Raw genomic sequence first — 20,938 nt, 5'->3', positions numbered from 1 at the left:
TAGAGTGATCCTGTGCCGCCCTGGAGTGGGAGGACTGGGAGGAGCTGCGGTGTTCCAGATCCAGATTGATAGAACGAATGCCCTCATCGATTTCGTCGTGGATGGCTACATCCCCATGTCGGAGATGCAGCGCTTCGTGGAAGAGCTGAAGAAGGCGACGGAGAGCCTCAAGGGCCGGGAGATCGTCATCAAGGCGGACATGCGCACCTTCAAGCCTGCCTCGCCCGAGGCGGCGGTCATGCTGCGCGATGTCCAGGAGTTCGGCCTGCGCAACGGCGTGAAGCGGGTGGCGGAGCTGGTCGAGAGCCAGATTGTGGCCCTTCAGCTCAACCGCGTGGCGCGCGAGAGCGGCACGGACAAGATCCTCCGCCGCTTCTGGGAGGAGGCCGAGGCGCGCCGCTGGCTGCTCCACGGCGACCCGGAAGACGCCAGCCCCCGGCGGTAGTGGCTCAGGGGCTGGCCAGCCCGAACCCCCACGCCAGCAGCGCCGCGAGCGTGCCGTACATGGGCACGTTGAAGGCGAACGTGAGCCGGTTGATGCGCCGGAAGCGGGCCTGCTCCTCGTCGGCGAACCAGACGCCATCCTCGCCCGTCGTGGCCCCCTCCACCGCGTGGTGAAAGAGGGCCGCGTAGGCGATCTCGATGACGAGGCTCGCCAGCACCAGGCCCATGAGCGCCAGCGCCCACACCTCCGAGGAGGAGAGTGCGCCGGTCCAGTGCTCGTGGTGCCAGGCCAGCCCGCCCAGCACCAGGGCGATGCACAGCACGTCATGGCCGATGCCGTACGGCGGGCGCCAGCTCCGGGTGACGTAGAGCAGGTACATCTCCGCGGCGCCCCGGAGCCACATGGAGGCGCCGAACAGCCCGAGCACCCAGCCCGCCGCGGAGGACACCGCCGGGTCCAGCGCCACCGCCGGGCAGACGACGAACCAGAAATAGAGGGCGAAGAAGAGCCACGCCACCTTGGGCGGGGAGATGCGGCCCCCGCGCGTGCCCTGGCGGTTCTGCCGGCGGCGGAAGAGGACGCCCAGCACCGCGAAGACGGCGAGCAGGACCACGAGGAGGGTGCGGGTGAGCGGTGAGAGCATTCAGAAGCGGCGCGGGCGAGGGTAGTGCTCGGGGTAGTGCTGGAGGTACCACGCGCGCAGCCGGGGCAGGTGGCTCGCGGCCACCTGGGGATGGAGGTGGTGGACGATGTGAAGGCCCACGTTGCGCGGCGCCAGCAGCAGCCGGCCGAGCCACCCCAGGCCATGGTCCGCCGTGGAGGCGAGGATGCCCTGGAGCGTGCGGCCCTGATCGCGCAGGGGTGTGTGCTCGGCGAGGAGCCGGTACCCACAGGCGGCGGAGGCCACCATCAAGGGCAGCACGTAGCCTACGCCCACGGCGTACGGCCAGCGCCACGCCAGGGCGAGCACCCCGAGCTGGAGGAGCACCTGGCCGAGCTCGGCGCGCGAGCACGCGAGCACCTCGGGGCTGTGGATGAGGTCCTCTCCGGAGCGGTCCATGAGGAAGGCGCGGCCATACACGTTGCGCAGCGCGGGCACGGCCCAGGCCAGCAGGCCCATGAGGCCGCGCACCGTCCATCCGGGGACGATGAGGATGAGCACGAGCCCCAGCGGAACCGTGCGCCACCAGGGCCCGGGCTTGGGCCGGCTGTAAGCGTCGAGCGACGAGCCCTCATGGTGGTGGTGGCGCAGGTGGTGATAACGCATCGCGTTCCACGTGGCGGCGACGGGATAGCCCGCCAGACACTCCAGCAGCCAGATGCCCGGGCTCTTGCGACGCACGGAGAGGTGCACTGCGTCGTGGAGGATGACGCCGAAGGCGTGCATGCGGCCCGCGATGAGCAGCACGAACAGGGGCGTGGCGGCGGGCACCCAGGCCATGCCCACCCAGCAAGCCGCGATGAGGCCCCACTCGGTGAGAGCCTGGCGCACGAGCTCTGGCAGCTCGGGGCGTACCAGCAGCTCAGGCGGCACCCGGACGCGGGGCGGCAGCGTGGAGCGGGTGACGGAGGCGAGGAAGCTCATGAGGCGGACGGGTGCGGGAAGCGGTCGGGCGGGGAGCGTAGCAAGTGCGTGGGGTGTCTGGACATGGCGCCTCCAGCCGGGGCACGCTCCGCGAATGCTTCCACCGATGCGCGTCGAGCGCTGGGGCTGGGTCTGGCCCCGCTGGACCGACCCGCGCCTGCCTTTCGCGGGCATCCTGACCCTGTACGGCGTACTGGGCTTCTCCTTCTTCGGCTTCAACCGCAGCCCGGCGCAGATGGCGGCCATCGTCATCACTGGAAGCGTGCTGGACGCGGCGCTCGGCTGGTTGCTGCGCCGGGAGAAGGTGGTGCCGCTGAGCGGGTACATCTCCTGCTGCTCGCTGGCGCTGCTGCTCAACTACTCGCACCACAGCTGGCTCCTGCTGCTCCCGGTGTGGCTGACCATCGGCTCCAAGTACGTGCTCACCTTCGAGGGTAAGCACATCTTCAACCCGTCGATGTTCGGGGTGGCCACCTCGCTGCTGCTGTCGCGCGAGCTCATTACGGCGGCGCCCGCGTACCAGTGGGCCAACGGCGCGGTGGCGATGTCCGCCTTCATCGTCATGGCGGCGCTGGTGCTCTTCTTCTTCCGGGTGGGGCGCGGCTGGCTGGTGGTGAGCTTCCTCACCTTCTACGCGGCGCAGACAGCCCTGCGCGCCTACGTCATGCGGCACCACCTGCCGCCCGAGGTGCTCTTCCTCGGCACGCTGGGGGCGCCCTCTTTCTTCATCTTCACCTTCTATATGATCACCGATCCGGGGACGTCGCCGAACACGCCCCGGGCGCAGGTGCTGCTCGCGCTGGCCATCACGCTGGTGGACCTGGTGCTGCACTTCAAGGAGAGCGTCTACACCTTCTTCTACGCGGCCCTCACGTGTGCCACCGCGCGCTTCCTCTTCCTGCACGCGCGCGCGGCGTGGAGAAAGGGGCTGGGTGAGTCTCTGCGCATCTTCTTCTCCGCGGATCGGCTCAAGCGCGTGGGCGTGGTGGGCGGGCTCGGCGCCGCGATGGCCGGGGCGTACTTCGTCGTGGTGGCGCCCTCAGTGACCGCGCACCCGCTGAACTTCCACATGGATCGGATGGAAGCGGCGCAGACGGGGCTGGGCTCGCAGATGGGCGACGTGCTCACGCGCGTGGACCCCCGTGTGGCCCACATCTCCAAGTGGGTGCTGAGTGTGGGCGACTCGGTGGCCGCGGGCGACTTCGATGGGGATGGGCTGCTGGACCTGTTCCTGTCTCATCCGCTCAAGCGGGACGAGGACCGCGCCGCGCTCTACCGCAACCTGGGCGGCTTCCGCTTCGAGCGGGTGAAGGTGCCCGTGCTGGAGCGCTTCGCCCAGAGCTATGACCGGAACGGGCTGGCCGGCACCGCCACCTTCGTGGACTACGACGGGGATGGAGACCAGGACCTGGCCATCGGCGTGGCGTTCGGGCCCTCGCGGCTGCTGCGCAACCAGCTGCGCGAGACGGGACAGGCCACCTTCGAGGACGTCACCGAGAAGGCGGGCGTCGCGGACCACTCGGTGAGCCTGGGGGTGGCGTTCCTCGACTACGACCGGGATGGGCACCTGGATCTGCTCGTCACCAATGCGCTCACCACGCACCTGCCGGACTACGCGAAGCCCACGCCGCTCAACCTCTTCCACCTGCCCGAGCCCGAGTACCCCGGCGACCGCCGCATGTTCCGCTTCATGCACGACGGCTGGCACCAGGCGGACAACGGCGGCCTGAACCGCCTCTACCGCGCGCGGGGCGATGGCACCTTCGAGCCGCTCGACATGCAGGCGATGGGGATGCCGGAGACGCGCTGGTCGCTCGCGACGAGCACGGTGGACCTGAACCACGACGGGTGGACGGACCTCTACATCGCCAACGACTTCGGGCCGGACGAGGTGTACCTGAACGAGGGCGGCAAGCACTTCCGCCGCATCGCGGGGAAGCTCTTCGGCGAGATTGGCAAGGACACCTATAAGGGGATGAACGCCTCGGTGGCGGACTTCGACCGGAACGGGTACCTGGATGTGTACGTGTCCAACGTGCACCACTCGCTCCAGGCCGAGGGCAGCCTGCTGTGGATGGTGGGACCGGGCCAGGGGGATCCGTTCGTCCCCTCGTTCAAGGACGAGGCCACGTTCCGGGGCGCGCTCAACGAGCGGCGCTTCGGCTGGGGCGCGGCGGCCGGAGACCTGGACAACGATGGGTGGCCGGACATCGTGCAGGCCAACGGCATGGTGGATGACCGGACGGACAAGCTGCTGCCGGAAGGGGCTCGCAAGGACTACTGGTACATCAACCACAAGCTGATGCAGTCCGGGCCCGAGATTCACACGTACGCGGACCAGTGGGGCGACATCCGCGGGCGCACCATCTACCCGAACGAGGCGCGGCGCGCGTACCTCAACCTGGGAGATGAGAAGCCCGGCCACTTCGTGGACGTGGCGCGCGAGCTGGGCGTGGAAGATCCGGACAACTCGCGCGGCGTGCTGATGGCGGACCTGGACAACGACGGAGACCTGGATCTGGTCATCACCAACCAGCACGGGCCGGCCTCGGTGTACCGCAACACGCTGCGCGCCGAGGGAGCCTCTCTGCCTGAGGGCGCGCACTTCGTGGGCATCACGCTGGAGGGCGATGGCATTCGCACGCATCGCACGGCGGTGGGCTCGCGCGTGGTCGTCTCCTACGACGAGGGCAGCAAGCGCGTGGAGCAGATGCAGGAGGTGGGGCTGATGGGGGGCTTCTCGGCCTCGGCGGATCCGCGCATGCACTTCGGCCTGGGGCGGCATGCGAGGCCGGTGACGGCCACCGTGCACTGGTATGGCGGGGAGGTGCAGACAGTGCAGCTCGAGGCCGATCGCTACCACGTGATCCGCCAGCCGCCGGGTTCCACGGCGCTGCAGGGAAGGAGATGACGGAATGCTGTCGGCCCTGAAGGGGGCCATCGTGCGGCGCGACGGGCTCACCGAGCTTCAGCGCTCGCAGATGCTCTCCCTGATGCAGCTCTGCTACGCCGGAGTCTCCGCCGAGCGCTTCGCGAAGGATCTGGAGGAGAAGCAGTACGTCATCCTCCTGTCCGTGCGCCGCACCGGCGAGCTGGTGGGGTTCAGCACCCTGCGCGTCGCCGAGGGCCTCATGGGCGGCCAGCCCGTGGAGCTGGTGTTCTCGGGGGACACGGTCATTCACCCGGACCACTGGGGCCAGAAGGAGCTGCAGGTCCAATTCTGCCGCTTCACCGCGTGGCGCAGGCTGCGCCGGCCGCTGCGCCCCCTGCTGTGGCTGCTGCTGAGCGGCGGCTACAAGACGTACCTGCTGTCCGTGAACAACTTCCCGCGCACCATTCCTCGCTATGACTGGGAGCCGCCCGCCGAGCGCGTCACGTTCATGCACGAGCTGGCCCAGCGGTGGTTTGGGAGCCAGTACGACCCGGAGCGCGGCACCCTGCGCTTCGAGAGCCAGCACTACCGCGTGCGGGATGGCATCGCGCCCATCGACCGGGCGGCGGCGGCGCACCCGCACATCGCGTTCTTCGCCGAGCGCAACCCAGGCCACGTGGACGGTGAGGAGCTGGTGTGCCTCACGGAGGTCCGCTTGAGGGACCTGGCGCTGGCGGTGGGGCGCATCCTCGTGAAGCAGGTGCGGGGCCTGACGCGGCGGGGACTGCGGCTGATCGGGGGCCGTGCGCGGGCATGAGGGCCGTGGTTCCATCCGCGTTGCTGCTCGGGGGGCTGCGAGCGGCCATGGCTCCGTCGGCGCTGCGTTTCCAGCGCGCGCTGCGGCGGCCGGAGGCGGCTCAGCAGGAGTGCCTCGCGAGAGTGCTACGGGCGGTGGCGGGCAGCCAGCAGGCCGCGCGCATCCCAGGCTTCGAGCGGATTGTCAGGGCCCGTGAGTTCCAAGAGGCCGTGCCCGTGTCCACGCCGGACTCGGTGGTTGCGGACGTGGAGCGCATCGCGGTGGGTGAGCCGCGCGTGCTCACGGGCGCTCCGGTGGTCCGGTTCGAGCCGTCGGGAGGCTCGTCGGGCGCGTCGAAGAAGGTGCCCGTCACAAGGGAGCTGCTGGGCGAGTTCCATCAGGCGCTGGCGCCCATGCTGTTCGAGATGCTCAGCCGGCGCCCTGCGGTCCGTGCGGGGCCGAGCTACTGGTCCATCTCGCCCATGGGACGGAAGCAGGGGAGAACACCGGGAGGGATTCCGGTGGGCAGTGTGGAGGACAGCGCGTACTTCCCCCGGTTCCTCCAGCCGCTGCTCGCGCGGGTGTTCGCCGTGCCGGGAGCGGTGGCCCAGTTGCCGGACGTGGAGAGCTGCCGGTACGTGACGCTCTGGTTCCTGGTGGCCTGCGAGGATCTGGCGTTCATCAGCGTGTGGAACCCGAGCTTCCTCACGCTGCTCATGGATGCGCTGGAGGTACACGGGGAGCGGCTCGTGGAGGACCTGGAGCGCGGGACGTGCCGGCCTCCAGGGCGTGAACTGGACGAAGAGGTTCGGGCCGTGCTCTCGCGGTTGCGCTTCTCGCCTCAGCCCGAGCGGGCCCGGATGCTGCGCCAGTCCCTGAAGGAAGGACTGAGTGGTCTGGCGCTCTGGCCTCGGCTCGCGCTGCTCAGCATGTGGACCGATGCCCAGGCCGCGCACGCCGTGGGACCGGCACGGCGCCGCTTCGAAGGCGTGGAGATTCAAGGCAAGGGTCTGCTGGCCACCGAGGGCGTCGTCACCCTGCCGATGTTCGATGCGCCCGCGCCCGTGCTCGCGGTGCGCAGCCACTTCTTCGAGTTCGTGGATCCCGAGCGCCCGGAGGCTTTTCCGCGCCTTGCGCATGAGCTCGAGCGGGGCCGGGAGTACGTCGTCCTGCTGTCCACGTCGGGAGGGCTGCTGCGCTACCGGCTGGGAGACCTCGTGCGGGTGGAGGGCTTCGTTGGCGCCACGCCGTGCCTGCGCTTCATGGGCCGGGCTGATGCCGTGAGTGATCTCGTGGGAGAGAAGCTCGCGGCCACCCGGGTGACCGCGGTGCTGGACGCCGCGCTCCCAGAGGCCTTCGGGGGCACGCGGCCCCGGTTCGCCATGCTCGCGCCCGAGTGGGAGGCCCCGCCCGCCTACCGCCTCTTCTTGGAGACGGACGCTCCGGACGATCGCCTCACCGAGGCGGCGGATGCCATCGACCGTGCCTTGCGCGAGGGCTTCCACTACCGCTACGCGCGGGAACTGGGGCAGCTCGGCCCGGTGCGAGCGGTGCGGGTGAGGGAAGGGGCCCGGAGCTACGAGGCGCGCTGCATCGCCCTGGGGCAGCGCGCCGGGGACATCAAACCCACCGATCTGCACCGTCAGCCCGGCTGGACGGCGCACTTCACCTCTGGAGACACCCCGTGAGGAACTCGCTGCACCTCGCGCCCTCTGGCGAGCCCGTGCTCGCCGTCGACCTGGAGGCCGAGGCCGACCTGAACCGCTGTGGCGCGCTGAGGGACTACTGGTACGTGGCGTGCCGCTCGCCCGAGCTCACGACGAAGAAGCCGCTGGCGCGGACCATTCTGGGCCTCAACCTCGTGCTCTTCCGAGACGAGCAGGGGAAGCCCACGGCGCTGCGGGACCGGTGCCTCCACCGCAACGCGCGGCTGTCGGCGGGGGCCACCTTCGACGGGAAGCTGGGGTGCCCGTACCACGGCTGGGTGTACGACGCGGCGGGGAACGTGGTGGAGGTGCCCTCGCTCGGGCCGTCTCAGCGGGGCGAGGTGCTCGACGAGCGCGTGCATGTGCGGTCGGGGCTCACGGTGGAGCCGTGCGAGCTGGGGCGGCTGCAGCGCTTCGAGACGCGGGAGCAGGACGGGCTCATCTACGTCTTCATGGGCGAGGACGTGTGGAAGGCGCGAGCCGAGCCGTTCCGGGTGCCGTACTGGGGGCACCCGGACTGGACGGTGTACTTCATGGTGACGCGGTTCCCGAACGGGGTGACGAACCTCGTCGAGAACTTCATGGACGTGCCGCACACGGTGTTCGTGCACTCGAAGTGGTTCCGGAATCGAGCGCGCAAGCGGGTGCCGGCGACGGTGAAGCGCTCAGGCGGGAGCGTGCTGGTCACCTACAAGCAGGACCAGGACGCGGTGAGCGGCATGGGGCGCATCTTCAACCCGAGCGGGCTGCCCATGTTCCATACGGACCACTACTTCGTCCCGAACATCACCCGCGTGGATTACATGTGGGGCGAGCATGGGTTCGTGATCAACTCACAGGTGACGCCGGTGGGGCCCACGGACAGCTGGGTGTACACGGCCATCAGCTTCCGGCTGCCGTTCGAGCTGCCGGGCCGGGTGGTGGGCCGGTTCATGGCGCCGATCATCAAGTGGTACACGACACAGGTCATCCTGCAGGACGTGGAGATCATGCGCGTGCAGCGCGAGGGTTTGCTCAACGGTCCCGGCGGCGGCGTCTTCAAGAGCACCGAGGCGGACCTGCTGCACGCGGACATCGAGGCCTACCGCCGGTGGCTGCGCGAGGGCGGGCAAGGTCCGGGGCCCACAGACGAGGAACGGGACATCGTCTTCTGGATCTGAGTGGGTGATTGACGCGGCAGGGGGACTGAGACACTCCTGCCTTCAGGAGGAGTGATGGCTGCGGTTTCAGGGAATGTGCGCGTGGTTGTGTTGGGGGCGCTGCTGCTGACGGCGTGTGGTCGCAGCTTGATCCAGGAGGACTACTCCAAGTCCTATACAGAGGCGCTGTGCCATCGGCAGGCGCGCTGTGGGGAGATTCGCGACGAGGACGCCTGTGTGCGCAATGCACGGGAGTTTGCTCGCATTCAACAGGTGCAGGGGCAGTCGGCCTACTTCCAGTACGAGGAGTCGATGGAAGCGGGAAGGCTGCGCTTCGACGAGGATGCGGCGGAAGAGTGCGTGCAGCGCACTCGTGAGAGCGCGTGCGATCAGAGCCTGGAGGAGGCTCGCGATGGCGACATCTGTGACGTCCTGGAAGGGCAGCAGAAGGACGGTGAGCCTTGCGTGCTGACTCAGGAGTGCGGGAAGGCCTCGTACTGTGACGGGTTGACGGAGGTGGCTTGTGTAGCGGGCACCTGCAGGCCTCGGCCGGGGCTGGGGCAGCCGGTGACAGATTCCCAGGAGTGCGCTTCCGGGCTCTTGCCGGTGAGCGGCACCTGTCAGGCCCGCGAGGGGGTGGGGGGAGCCTGCACGACGGACTCCCGGTGCGCTCCGGGTCTTTTTTGTGAGACGGGCCAAGGGGTGTGCCGGCGCTTCGCCGTGGAAGGTGAGGCGTGTGGAGGGATTGAGTGTCTGGGCCACCTGATCTGCAACGGAGGGAGCTGCCAGCGGATGCTCGATGTGGGCGCGTCCTGCACGCCCAATCCGGGCGTGCCTGGGGCCTTCAGCGGGGACTGCAAGAGGGATCTGGTCTGCGAGGGCGGGGGTAGTGAGGGTCCGGGGACATGCCGTGAGCGGGCGGGTCTCGGAGAGGCCTGCTCCAATAGGTTCTGCCAGACGAGCCTCTTCTGCGATTTGGGGAGCCTGGGAGGGACAGGGGCCTGCCAGCCCTTCCGTCAGCCGGGCGAGCCGTGCGCGACGGTGCCGTGTGGCCCGGGGGCTATCTGCAACGACGACACGATGATGTGCGAGCGCCTGGGGCGTTTGGGAGAGCCCTGTCCTTCTTCCAGCGAGCCGTGGTTGTCGTGCATCGCGGGATTGGAGTGTCGGAACAGCAAGTGCGAGCCGATCTTCGGAGGCTTCTGCGGAAAGCTGAGCCCGTGACCGAGGAGCCCAAACCACGCATCAGCGTGCCCAGAGGGCTCCCAGTTCCAGGTCCAGTGCGTCGAAAGGCTCGGCACGCACCACCACGGAAGCCACGTCTGTCTCAGGTGCAGCTCCGGCTCCGCCAGGATGACCCAACCTCCGGGGCCTCCCTTGCCTCGTCCGAAGGGACCGATCAGCTCGGAGGCCAGGACCGAGGCGGCCAGGCAGTGGCGCAGCGCGGGCCTGGGGCTCACGTGCAGCTCGCCGTCCACCAGCTCACCGATGACGTTGGGTGGGAGCTGGGCCAGCGCCTCGTAGCTGGCACCGTCCCGAGGCGGCCGGTCGCTCATGTACTCAGGATGATGGCCTCCCTCGGTGCCTGCAAGCCCCGCCTCCCACTGCCCACGAATTCTCTCAGGTAGGGTCTCCCTCGGGCGAGCTGGAGGGGTGGGGTGGCGGGCACGCTACACGGTGGTCTTTACTTGGTCCGAGGACATCTGCATGACCCGAGTGCTTCGACGGCGGATGTGGCTGGTGCTGGGCGCCGCGCTGGCGGCGTGCGCGTCTGTACCGGTCGCTGTGAGCGAGGAAGGGGAGGAGTCAGAGGAAGCCGCCTCATTCGAGCAACTGTGCGCGCAAGAGGGCAGCTTGGTGGCTCTCTGCGATGCAGGTCAGTGCGGGATGTACCGCTGTCGGGAGGTGATGGAAGACCTCGCTCCCGCAGGGCAGGTGAGGCTGGCCCGCACGGGCGGAGCGGTGTTGCCGGGCCCTGGCGGTTCGGTGCAAAGGTATTGGGGCAGTGCGGATGGTTTGCCGAAGAATGCGAAACCGGTCTTCGTCATTCCCTGGGGGCCCAAACCGCCCCTGCTGCCCAGCCAGAAGAAGATGGTGGAGGAACTGGAGGCGGAGTGGCGAAAGCCCCACGAGAAGCACCACATCTTCCCGCAGGAGCCAGACCTCAAGGAGTGGTTCGGTATCAAGGGCATCAACATCCATGAGTTCACGATGCCGTTACTGGTCGAGAAGCATCGGAGCATTCACCATCCGCCTCCCAAGGGTGGGGCTTGGAATGAGGCGTGGCGGAAGTACAAGGACGCTCACTTGAATGCGCCGAAAGAGGAGATCTACCGGTATGCAGGACAGCTCATCTATGAGTTTGAGCTGGCGGGTCCAATCGTCCCCTATTACCGGCAGTGGACACAGCCGCCCCCGATTGGCTGGTGACGAGCCGCCATGAGGTATTACTGGATCAGGGACGTCCCAGAGCCGCGATACTCCGGTTCTTACAGCGCCACGAATCGGTGGACGCTCCCGGGAGTGAACTGCCCCCTGTGTCATGCCGTCTGGGGCGGGATGTCGGACTCCTATCCCTCGGTGGACCTGTCCCACTTGCCGGATCAGGCGAAGTACTCGGCACGGCTGGAGGAGGGCTATGCCGAGTTCGAGCGGCTGCGCGAGCAGGTGCGCCCGCTGGTGCCGCCCGGTGTTCCTCTGTGGCCAGGAACCAAGTTCGGTCCTCTCGTGGGCACGGCTCGTGGTGAGTTCGGTCCGTTCTTCATGTACTACCCGTGGCTGCTGTTGATGAAGGGCGAGGCCTTGAGGACCTTGCAAGCCGAGGGAGTCCAGGGCCTCAAGGGTTGTAGAACGCTCCTGCGCTTCCGCAAGAAGGACCCACCCGAGTTGCTGGAACTCGAACTGCTGCCTCGGGGACACGTGCATCCGGACTGCCTGCCGGAGCCTCCCCCTCCTCCTTGCGAGAAGTGTGGCCGCATCGGCTGGTCGCGCCCGGATGAACTCATCCTGCGCGCCGAGTCTCTTCCCCAGGACCTAGACATCTTCCGCCTGGAGGACTTCCTGACGGCCATCATCGCCTCCGAGCGCTTCGTCGACGCCGCCCGGCGTCAGGGATTTGAGCAGGACCTCGTCTTTCGCGAGCTTCAAATCCGGTAGTGCAGACGGGTGCGCCGTTGCCCTCTAGGATGGCGCCCCTTTCCGATCCGAGCGCAGTACACAGGGGGCAGTTCGAGCCACATGTCAGAAACACCTCAGGGCCTCTGGGCCTCCGTCAAAGAAGCCCTCAAAGGCTCGGACCACGACTACGACTACACCGAGGGCTCCCTCCGCCGCGCCATCTTCCTCCTCGCCGTCCCCATGGTCCTCGAGACGGTCATGGAGTCCATCTTCGCCGTGGTCGACGTCTTCGTCGTCGGCCGCCTCGGCGCCGATGCCATCGCCACCGTCGGCCTCACCGAGGCCCTCTTCACCATCATCTATGCCGTCGCCATGGGGCTCAGCATCGGCGCCACCGCCATGGTCGCCCGCCGCATCGGTGAGAAGGACCCCGACCAGGCCGCGCGCACCGCCGTTCAAGCCATCGGCCTCGGTATCTTCCTGGGCGTCCCCGTCTCCCTGGCCGGATCCTACTTCTCCCGGGATCTATTGGCCCTCATGGGAGGCTCCCCCTGGGTGCTCGAGCACGGCGTGCGCTACACCCAAGTGGCGATGGTGGGAATGATGAGCGTCGTCCTCCTCTTCCTCATCAACGCCATCTTCCGAGGCGCCGGAGATGCCGCCATCGCCATGCGCGTGCTGTGGCTGGCCAACATCATCAACATCCTCCTCGCCCCCACGCTCGTCTTTGGCTGGGGACCCTTCCCAGAAATGGGCGTCTTCGGAGCGGGCCTCGCCACCACGCTGGGACGCAGCACGGGCGTGCTGTACCAGTTCGTGTGTCTGGCCCGCGGCCGAGGCCACCTCCGCGTGCGCTGGGAGCATGTCAGGCTGGAGCCTCAGACCATGCTCACCATGCTGCGGCTGTCCGGCCTCGGCATGCTTCAGGCCTTCATCGGCACGTCGAGCTGGGTGGTGCTGGCCCGTATCGTCTCCTCCTTCGGTAGCGCCGCCGTCGCTGGCTACACCATCGCCATGCGTCTGGTCATGTTCGCCCTGTTGCCCTCGTGGGGACTGGGCAATGCCGCCGCCACGCTCGTGGGCCAGAGTCTCGGCGCCAAGAAGCCCGAGCGCGGCGAGCAGGCCGTCTGGACCGCTGCCCGCTACAACGCCGTCTTCCTCGGCAGCATCGGGGTTCTCTTCATCCTGCTGGCCGAGCCCATTGTGGGCTCTTTCACCCAGGATGGCCCCGCCGCGGCTTACGGCGTGTCGAGCCTGCGCATCGTCAGCTCGGGCTTTCTCTTCTACGCCTTCGGCATGGTGCTCGAGCAGGCCTTCAACGGCGCGGGCGACACGACGACGCCCACGCTCATCAACCTCGGTTGCTTCTGGGTCATGGAACTGCCGATGGCCTGGGTGCTCGCCAATCCGCTCCAGCTGGGTCCCAACGGCGCGTTCCTCGCCATCACCCTCAGCTATGGCCTCCTTGCCATGGTGAGCGTGTGGTTCTTCCGCCGAGGTCGCTGGAAGCTCCGCGAGGTGTAGCCCTCACGGCAGGGCGATCTCGAAGCCCGTCCGCCCCGGCGGAAACGACGTCAGCGGCCTGCTGGCCGGACTCACCGCGTAGAGGTGGAAGTCCAGCCGCCGCAGCAGGAAGCCCTTCAGCGCCGGCGCGAGTGGATCGCCCTCGCCCAGGTACAGCGTGAAGAAGTGGAAGCCCTGCCCATGGTGGTCCGCGTACACCTGCTCCAGCAGCGCGCGGAAGATGGCGGGGTCTTCTCCGGCGATGCTCGTGTTGCACAGGTAGAAGTAGCGGAAGTGCTGCCCCGGCGCGGGCAGCCGAGGCGCTCCCACCACCGTGGCCAGTGCGTCGAAGCCCAGCCGCATCCAGCGCATCCCGCCCCGGTACGCCCGCACCTGGTAGCGCTTCACCGCCCCCGCATCCCACGCCGAGGTGCACCCCACCAGCCGCCCCTCCCGGTCGAACGCGAGGTAGCACTGCTCCACCGTCAGCCCAGGCCAGTGCGCCAGCCGGTGCTCCAGTTCGCCCAAGTCGTACCGGTAGCCAAAGGGCCGTGCGCGGTGGTCCCGGTCCAGCAGCGCGGCCATGGTGGGCACATCCTCCGGCGTGGCGCGGCGCACTGTGTAGGGCCCCGGGCGCGGCTTGCGGCGCAGCGCGAACTGGATGGACACGGCGGAGAAGGGGCTCAGCAGCGTGTAGTAGGGCTGGGAGGCCCGGGACGCCTTGCGCTTCACCAGCGACTGCAGCGCCGCCGCGTTGCTGGCCATCACCGCCGTGAGGAAGGCGCGCACCCCGTGGCGATCCGCCGCCTCCTCCAAGATGGGCCCGTAGAAGCGCGACAGCCCTCGCGTCCGGCGCGCGGAGAACCGGGAACGGAGGTCCCCCAAGTACCCCACCCGGCATGGTTGGCCCTCCAGCCATCCCTCGCGCACGTGGATGGCGCCCATCCCGTCCAGCTGGCCACCCTCGTCGTGCACCCACACCTCGGTGGTGCCTCGTTGCAGCTCGAAGAGTGCGAAGTAGTCCGGCGAGCGCTGAGTGGACAGCACCAGCTCTCCCTGCATGGGCACGTCGCCGAACAGCTCCAACAGGGCGGCGTTGTCCTCCGTCGTGGCACGGCGCATGGGGCTCATGGGCGGGCCTCAGCCTATCAGCAGCTCCCGGTCTCCCCACGCGGTGGAGCTCCGCGCTCCCTTATCCTTGTGACCCCCCGTCCTTGTATCTGCTGGGGGGGTGGTCTAGAGCTTTCACCGTTGCGCCCCCCCTGGGGCCTCCCCGGCCCCATGCCTGCTGTTCCCCTAGGAGAAGCTGTAATGCGCCACGCCATGAAGTTGACCGCCTGTCTCGCGCTGCTGCTCGCAGCGGTGAGCCATGCGATCGTCCCCACCAAGCCCGGGTACAACTCGCTTGCGAGCAAGGCCTTCTTCAAGCCCGAGCTGTCACTGCCCATCATCAACACCCCACTCCAGACCGCTCAGGCGAAGATGTCTTTGCGTCAGGCGGATGTGTGGAATGACTTCTTCGCGCGCAACGGGAAGGACTGGAATGTCTACCTGGATGTGCGCACGGGCTCGGCCACGTCCATCCAGGGCTCCCTGCCGCTCATCCCCGGCAAGGGCACGGGCAACCAGGTGACGCTCAGCAGCCTCCAGCGGTCGCTCGGGCGCACCGTCTCCGAGGTGACCCCCGCGGTGGTGGGAGACCTCATCTTCAAGTTCATCGCGGACAACGCGGCGGCCATCGGTGTGGACCCGCTGCAGCTGGGCGAGCCGCGCGTGACGCAGGTGTCGGACGTGCTGTGGCAGATCTCCATCCCGCAGCAAGTCCAGGGCGTGCCGGTGCGGCACTCGCGCCTGGCGGCCACCATCAACAGCGGCAACCTCGTGCTGCTGGGCACCGAGGCCTGGGCCACCACGAGCCTCTCCATCAAGCCGACGAAGCAGGCCGCGGACGCCATCGACTCCGCGGGTGAGTTCCTCGGCATGATCGAGACGCCGGGAGACCTGTGGCAGAAGCCCGCGCTGGAGGTGCTCCCCACGGTCCGCTCGGACACTCAGGCCTTCGGCCAGGGCTACACCCACCGGCTCGTGTGGACCTATGGCTTCCGCAACCCCGGCGAGAACGAGTCGTGGCAGGTGTCCGTGGATGCGCAGACGGGCGAGGTGCTCGCCTTCGAGGACTCCAACCACTACCTCGAGGCCAAGGTGAAGGGCGGCATCTACCCGTCCACCAATACCGGCATCTGCCCGACGGAGGCGACGTGCGGCACGATGCAGCCGGAGTCCCCCATGCCGTGGGCGGACACGGGCTTCGCGGCGCCGAACAACTTCACCAACGGCGCCGGCGTCTACAACTACTCCGGCACCGGCACCGCGCAGACCTCGCTCAACGGCAAGTACGTGAAGATCACCGACACGTGCGGCGCGCCGACGTTCAGCTCGGCCACGGGCAGCATCGACATGGGCGGCGTGAACAACGACCACGACTGCACCACGGGCGGCGGCGGGCCGGGCAACACGCCCGCGGCGCGCTCGTGCTTCTATGAAATCAACAAGCTGACCGAGCAGGCTCGCGGCTGGCTGCCCACCAACACGTGGCTGCAGGGGCAGCTCACCGCCAACGTGAACCTCACGCAGACGTGCAACGCGTTCTACAGCCCCAGCGACGGCACGATTAACTTCTACAAGAGCGGCGGCGGCTGCCGGAACACGGGTGAGATTGGCGCGGTGTTCGACCACGAGTGGGGCCACGCCATCGACGACAACGACTCGGGCGGCGCGCTGAGCAACTCGAGCGAGGGCTACGCGGACATCGTCGGCATCTACCGCCTGCAGACCTCGTGCGTGGGCCACGGCTTCTTCTGGACGACCAGCGACGGGTGCGGCCAGACGGCGGACGGCACGGGCTACAACGTGGACGAGTCCCAGGTGTCCGGCCAGCCGTGGTGCGCCACGGACTGCTCGGGCGTGCGCGACGCGGACTACGCCAAGCACAACCCCGCCACCCCGCAGACGCCGCAGAACTTCGTCTGCCCGCGGTGCAGCTCCGGGACTGGCCCGTGCGGCAAGCAGGTGCACTGCGCCGCCGGCCCCACGCGCCAGGCCGCCTGGGACTTCGTGTCCCGCGACTTGCGCGCCGCGCCCTTCAACTATGACGCGAACACCGCCTTCGTGGTGGCCAACAAGGTCTTCTACCAGGGCAGCGGCAACGTGGGCACGTGGCACGGCTGCGACTGCACCGCCAACACCGCGGACGGCTGCGGCGCCACCAACGGCTACATGCAGTGGCTGGCGGCGGATGACGACGACGGCAACCTGGCCAACGGCACCCCGCACATGACGGCCATCTACGCGGCCTTCAACCGCCACGGCATCGCCTGCAGCACGCCCACGGCGGTCACCAGCGGCTGCGCCGCGGGCCCGTCCTCGGCGCCCTCCGCGTTCGCCACGCCGAACGAGGGCTCGGTGAGCCTGAGCTGGAACTCGGTGGGCGGCGCCAGCTCCTACTGGGTGATGAAGACGGAGGGCTTCGCCGGCTGCAACTTCGGCAAGGCCAACATCGCCACCGTCACCGGCACCAGCTACACGGACCCCGAGGTCGCCAACGGCCGGCAGTACTGCTACTCCGTGGTGGCCGCGGGCTCGAACGCCTCGTGCTACAGCCCGGCCAGCACGTGCACCTGCGTGACGCCGGCCTGCGCTCCGCCGTCCTCGCTGCCCGCAGCCGTGGGGCCCTCGGATGGCAGCACCGCCGTGGACTTCTACGCGACGCTCGACTGGAGCGACGTGGAGGGCACCCGCTACGAGGTGCAGGTGGCCACGGACGCGGCCTTCACCCATGTGGTGCGCTCCGCGCAGGGGCTGACCACCAGCCAGTGGTCCATCACCCCGGGCCTGCCGCCCACCGCCACGCACTACTGGCGTGTGCGCGCCGTCACCTCGTGCGGTGGCGCCAGCACCTGGTCCGCTCCGGCCTCCTTCACCACGCGCGAGTGCCTCACCCTGAGCGCGCCGTCGGCCACCAGCCCGTCCAACGGGGCCACCGGTGTGGCGACGACGCCCAGCCTCGACTGGAGCACCGTGTCGATGGCCTCCGAGTATGACGTGCAGGTGGCGCTCGACCCCAACTTCTCCACCGTGGTGGGTTCCGCGACGAACCTGAACGACAGCGTGTGGACGGTGTCCCCGGCCCTGAGCCCGAACACCGTGTACTACTGGCGTGCGCGCGCGAAGGACCTCTGCGGCCCGAGCGCCTACACCTCGGCCAGCTTCACCACGGCCAACCTGTGCTCGCCGTCCTCCGCCACCTACAACCCCAACTTCAAAGCGCCGTACTGCGCCCCTGGCTGTGGTTGCGACACCGGCACCCTGGTCCGCGGCCGTGGCAACACGGGCGGCGGTGGCTTCGAGACGAACGCGCCGAACACCCTCAACGCCTCGTGCGCGGACGGCAACACCGGCACGTTCCACGTGGATGAGAGCATCGACAAGCTGGTGCTGAAGACGCTGGACCGCGGCACCATCGTCCCGGGCAAGCAGGTGCAGCTGGACGTGACGGCGTGGTGCCAGAGCTCCACGGACCGCGTGGACCTGTACTACACGACCAATGCGGCTTCGCCCTCGTGGACCGCCCTGGCCACGAACCTGGCCTGCACGGGCTCGGGCTCGAAGGTGTTCTCCAAGACCTTCAACGTGGGGAGCACGGCGGGCGTGCACGCCATTCGCGCGCAGATCCGCTACGGCGGCCTGCTGAACACCTGCTCCGCCGGCAGCTACAACGAGCGCGATGACCTGGCCTTCACGGTCGCCACGCCGCAGACGCAGACGGCCTCGCTGAAGTAGGCCTCGGCCCGCGGACCTGAAGCGGTTCGAGAGGAGGGCCCCTGGGGAGACTTGGGGGCCCTTCTTCTTGGTGGCGTATTCAACCTGTTGGTTGACAACCAGTTGGTTGAATACTATCTGTGTGGAGGACGCCATGCAGACCGACCCACTCAGCGCCACGCTCTTTGCCCTGGCTGATCCGACGCGGCGAGCGATCCTGGCCCAGCTTGCGGCGGGCGACGCCACCGTGAAGGAGCTGGCCAAGCCCTACGACATGAGCCTCGCGGCTGTGTCCAAGCACCTCAAGGTGCTGGAGAGCGCGGGCCTCATCTCCCGAGGCCGGGATGCGCAGTGGCGGCCGTGTCACCTCGAGGCGAAGCCGATGCAGGCCGTGTCCGAGTGGCTCGAGGAGTACCGGCGCTTCTGGGAGCGCAGCCTCGACAGCCTCGCGGAGTACCTCCAGGTGATTCAGCAGGCCGACTCCGCCCCCGCGCCTTCCTCTTCACCCGCTCCCTCACCCGCAGTCCGGCCCCCCGCCAGAAAGAAGCCACGCAGATGATGACCACTCCCACCCCAGGCCAGAAGGAAGGCTTCATGCAGCTCGAGGTCGACAGCTCCTCCACCGAGGAGGCCGTGATCATCATGCGCCGCACGTTCGACGCCCCGCGCGAGCTGGTGTGGGCCACGCTCACGGATCCGAAGCACGTGGTGAAGTGGTACGGCGGCCATGGCTTCGAGAACCCGGTGTGCGAGATGGACGTGCGCCCCGGTGGCCGCTGGCGCCATGTCATGCGCACTCCGGACGGCAACGAGTTCCCCATGGAGTTCATCTTCATCGAGGTGGTGAAGCCCGAGAAGCTGGTGTGGGGGAGTGCCGCCTCCCCGGAGCAGCTGGGCGCGGGTCCCCACAACAACATCATCACCGTGACCCTGGAGGAGGCAGGCCGGCAGACGAAGTGGAAGATGGTGGCTCGCTTCCACTCCTTGGCGGACCGGGAGATGGCGGTCCAGATGGGCTTCGCCACCGTGCTGGGCCAGGGCACCGAGAAGTTCGACGCGCTGCTCAAGACGCTCGTGCGAAGCTGAGCGAAGGAGGCTGGGCCCCATGAACTGGGTGCCCTGAGCCCCGGGTGAGGACCGCCTCCCGCTAGAAGACGAACGGGAAGCGGACCGGGCTGCCCTGCTCCTGGTGCTTGGGGAAGGTCCACGCGCGGATCCTCCCCTCGAGGCACAGCGCCAGCGGCGTGCCCTGGTACGCCCGGGTCTCGGTGTCCACGTCCGTCACCTTGCCGCTGGGGAGGATGGTCCAGCGCATCACCACGCGCCGGGTGCTCTCGTCGGATTGGAGCTTCTGCGCGCTCACGCACTCGGTGATGTCGCCCTTGTTTGAGACCACGACGGAGAAGATGTCCGACTGCGCCAGCGAGGCCGGAGCCTCCAGGGGCTTCGGATCCGGAGGGATGTACACCGTCCGCTTCGCGGGCACGGCGCGCTTCGCCGGGTCGCTGAGCTCCCGCTCGAACTCCTTGTCCAGGCCCAGGTCGTCGCTGTCGTCCTCTTCCACTGCATCCTGCTGGGTCGCCCCGCGCGCATCGCCCGTGCGGCTCGCCAGAGCGGACACCTCTGCCTTCGCCCGCTTCGGCATGGGCGGCTCATCGAACGTCACCTGGCGCGTGGGCGAGGCGGCCTGCTTCAAAGTCTCGGTGGAGTCACTCTTCTGGACGGTGGGCTTCGAGAGCGGGGCCGGCACCGGCGTGGGCTTCAACGAGGCCGTGGCACTGCCAAGCCCAGAGAACGTTCCGAGCGTGGGCGCATGGAGCGAGCCCGAAGCCACAGCAGGGACACCCGCCGTGCTAGCGCTCAGAGCCGGCGTGCCAGCCGGGTTCGTCCCCGTGGACGGCACCAGGCCCATGGCCTCCGGCTTGAGAGCCGCCGGCACAGAGGGCGTCGGAGTGTTGGCCGTGGCCGCAGGCGTGGAAGCCGTGGCCGACGTTGAGTCCTGAAGGGAAGTGCCGCGCGAGGACTGCCCCCACGTGGCCGACAGGCCCAGCAGCCACATGGCGAGGGCTACGAGCATTCCGCCGACGATGCCCCCGCTGAGCGCGAGCCACCCGCCGCCGCGCACGCGCACCTCTACCTGGGTGGGCGGCTGAGCGTTGAGGATGGGGTGCACCCCCGCGGCAGCCTGGGCTTGCAACGCCTCCGGCACGGTGGGCGGCTCCGGCTCCAGCATGGGAGCCGTGACGGGCTCCTCCTCCAGCACGGGAGGCGGAACCTCGGGCTGCCGAGAAGGAAGTGGAGGCGGAATCTCCTCCGCCAGGATGCGCAGCGCCTCCGCGCCCTTCAGCGGGAAGTCCAGCGCATCCGCATTCGGATCAGGCACCAGCTCCTCCGGCGAGGACGGCGCCGTGGCCGTCCGCGGGGCGAGGCACTCCGCCAAGCCAGGGACCTGGCACACGCGCTGCCACCCCTCGAAGCCCTTGCGCCAGCAGAGCGAGTCCGGGCCCAGCTCGCCGCGCTCCCAGTGGGCGCGCAGCGCGGAGACCTGCAGCGGGCCGACGACGCGCTCACCCAGCGCGATGTGCCAGGCCTGGAGCGCGGCCTCGTCTCGTGCCGCCTCGGACTCGGGGACGCTCAGCCGTCCAGAAGCGGTCAACCGCAGGCGCTGCTCGGTCACTGCGCCCAGACGCTCGCTGGCGGCGGGGACAGGAGCAACGGCGAGGTTCTTGTCGGTTCTGAGCTGACTGACGATGGCGTCGAGCTCCAACTCCGACAGGCCATCGAGCACCGGTGGAGAATTCCCCATGGTCCAACCCCTTTCGTCGAACGTGTGAGCCGAGGTTGTGACGGACGACCCTCCAACTCATTCGCTGACCCTGGCTAATGGAGCGCTCGCCAGGCCCGATCGTCAACGGGGAGTCCCTGCGCGGAGGTGCCCACGCGCCGCACTCTTTTCG

16 protein-coding genes are annotated in these 20,938 nt (G+C 68.5%); 11 read left to right on the top strand and 5 right to left on the bottom strand.

What is annotated here, in order from left to right; genetic code table 11:
• The first annotated feature begins 49 nt into the window (after positions 1-49).
• Entirely contained in the window at positions 50-445 is a 396-nt protein-coding gene (locus tag DB31_RS26925; protein WP_044192759.1) for an STAS/SEC14 domain-containing protein, read from the top strand.
• A gap of 4 nt (positions 446-449) precedes the next feature.
• On the opposite strand, the gene DB31_RS26920 is transcribed toward DB31_RS26925, so the two are convergent.
• Both DB31_RS26920 and DB31_RS26915 read right to left on the bottom strand, forming a co-directional pair.
• Positions 450-1,088, bottom strand: coding sequence for a hypothetical protein (locus DB31_RS26920; protein ID WP_044192758.1), 639 nt, complete (start codon positions 1,086-1,088; stop codon positions 450-452).
• Entirely contained in the window at positions 1,089-2,030 is a 942-nt protein-coding gene (locus tag DB31_RS26915) for a fatty acid desaturase (RefSeq protein ID WP_052420268.1), read from the bottom strand.
• A 94-nt stretch (positions 2,031-2,124) separates the two neighbouring features.
• Between DB31_RS26915 and DB31_RS26910 the strand changes: the two genes are divergently transcribed.
• The 4 genes from DB31_RS26910 to DB31_RS26895 are packed head-to-tail and all read left to right on the top strand — an operon-like array spanning position 2,125 to position 8,564.
• Complete coding sequence (locus DB31_RS26910) at positions 2,125-4,941, top strand: FG-GAP-like repeat-containing protein (protein ID WP_044192756.1); 2,817 nt, start codon at positions 2,125-2,127, stop codon at positions 4,939-4,941.
• A gap of 4 nt (positions 4,942-4,945) precedes the next feature.
• Positions 4,946-5,719, top strand: a complete 774-nt coding sequence (locus tag DB31_RS26905) for a hypothetical protein (RefSeq protein ID WP_044192755.1) — start codon at positions 4,946-4,948, stop codon at positions 5,717-5,719.
• Between the two features lie 47 nt (positions 5,720-5,766).
• Positions 5,767-7,386, top strand: a complete 1,620-nt coding sequence (locus tag DB31_RS26900) for a GH3 auxin-responsive promoter family protein (RefSeq protein WP_240486918.1) — start codon at positions 5,767-5,769, stop codon at positions 7,384-7,386.
• Positions 7,383-8,564 carry an aromatic ring-hydroxylating dioxygenase subunit alpha gene (locus DB31_RS26895; RefSeq protein ID WP_052420267.1) on the top strand — a complete coding sequence of 394 codons (1,182 nt, stop codon included), beginning with the start codon at positions 7,383-7,385 and terminating at the stop codon, positions 8,562-8,564. The genes DB31_RS26900 and DB31_RS26895 overlap by 4 nt, the downstream gene beginning before the upstream one ends.
• A gap of 995 nt (positions 8,565-9,559) precedes the next feature.
• Here DB31_RS26895 and DB31_RS49130 read toward each other — a convergent pair.
• Complete coding sequence (locus tag DB31_RS49130; protein ID WP_157232190.1) at positions 9,560-10,099, bottom strand: hypothetical protein; 540 nt, start codon at positions 10,097-10,099, stop codon at positions 9,560-9,562.
• Positions 10,100-10,250: 151 nt separating this feature from the next.
• Between DB31_RS49130 and sitA6 the strand changes: the two genes are divergently transcribed.
• The 3 genes from sitA6 to DB31_RS26870 all read left to right on the top strand — a co-directional run bounded on the left by sitA6 (position 10,251) and on the right by DB31_RS26870 (position 13,184).
• Positions 10,251-10,973, top strand: a complete 723-nt coding sequence (gene sitA6, locus DB31_RS26880; protein ID WP_083968720.1) for a SitA6 family polymorphic toxin lipoprotein — start codon at positions 10,251-10,253, stop codon at positions 10,971-10,973.
• A gap of 9 nt (positions 10,974-10,982) precedes the next feature.
• Positions 10,983-11,699 (top strand): SitI6 family double-CXXCG motif immunity protein, encoded by a 717-nt coding sequence (sitI6, locus tag DB31_RS26875; protein ID WP_044192749.1) that lies wholly within the window; start codon positions 10,983-10,985, stop codon positions 11,697-11,699.
• Between the two features lie 81 nt (positions 11,700-11,780).
• Complete coding sequence (locus tag DB31_RS26870; protein ID WP_044192747.1) at positions 11,781-13,184, top strand: MATE family efflux transporter; 1,404 nt, start codon at positions 11,781-11,783, stop codon at positions 13,182-13,184.
• Positions 13,185-13,187: 3 nt separating this feature from the next.
• Here the strand turns inward: DB31_RS26870 and DB31_RS26865 are convergent, their stop codons facing one another.
• On the bottom strand, positions 13,188-14,294 hold the full coding sequence (locus DB31_RS26865; protein WP_044192745.1) for a GNAT family N-acetyltransferase: 1,107 nt from the start codon (positions 14,292-14,294) through the stop codon (positions 13,188-13,190).
• A 180-nt stretch (positions 14,295-14,474) separates the two neighbouring features.
• Between DB31_RS26865 and DB31_RS26860 the strand changes: the two genes are divergently transcribed.
• The 3 genes from DB31_RS26860 to DB31_RS26850 all read left to right on the top strand — a co-directional run bounded on the left by DB31_RS26860 (position 14,475) and on the right by DB31_RS26850 (position 19,067).
• Positions 14,475-18,002 carry a fibronectin type III domain-containing protein gene (locus tag DB31_RS26860; protein WP_044192743.1) on the top strand — a complete coding sequence of 1,176 codons (3,528 nt, stop codon included), beginning with the start codon at positions 14,475-14,477 and terminating at the stop codon, positions 18,000-18,002.
• A gap of 133 nt (positions 18,003-18,135) precedes the next feature.
• Positions 18,136-18,540, top strand: coding sequence for an ArsR/SmtB family transcription factor (locus DB31_RS26855; RefSeq protein ID WP_044192741.1), 405 nt, complete (start codon positions 18,136-18,138; stop codon positions 18,538-18,540).
• A complete protein-coding gene (locus DB31_RS26850; protein WP_240486904.1) occupies positions 18,537-19,067 on the top strand; it encodes an SRPBCC domain-containing protein in 531 nt (176 codons plus the stop codon). The genes DB31_RS26855 and DB31_RS26850 overlap by 4 nt, the downstream gene beginning before the upstream one ends.
• Positions 19,068-19,128: 61 nt before the next feature.
• Here DB31_RS26850 and DB31_RS26845 read toward each other — a convergent pair whose 3' ends face one another.
• Positions 19,129-20,787 (bottom strand): AgmX/PglI C-terminal domain-containing protein, encoded by a 1,659-nt coding sequence (locus tag DB31_RS26845; RefSeq protein ID WP_083968718.1) that lies wholly within the window; start codon positions 20,785-20,787, stop codon positions 19,129-19,131.
• Positions 20,788-20,938: the final 151 nt, after the last annotated feature.

The sequence above is a fragment of the Hyalangium minutum genome (assembly GCF_000737315.1).
GTDB classification, from domain to species: Bacteria; Myxococcota; Myxococcia; order Myxococcales; family Myxococcaceae; genus Hyalangium; species Hyalangium minutum.
Note: the sequence above shows the minus strand (reverse complement) of the source record. Positions and strands in the feature narration are given on the sequence as shown.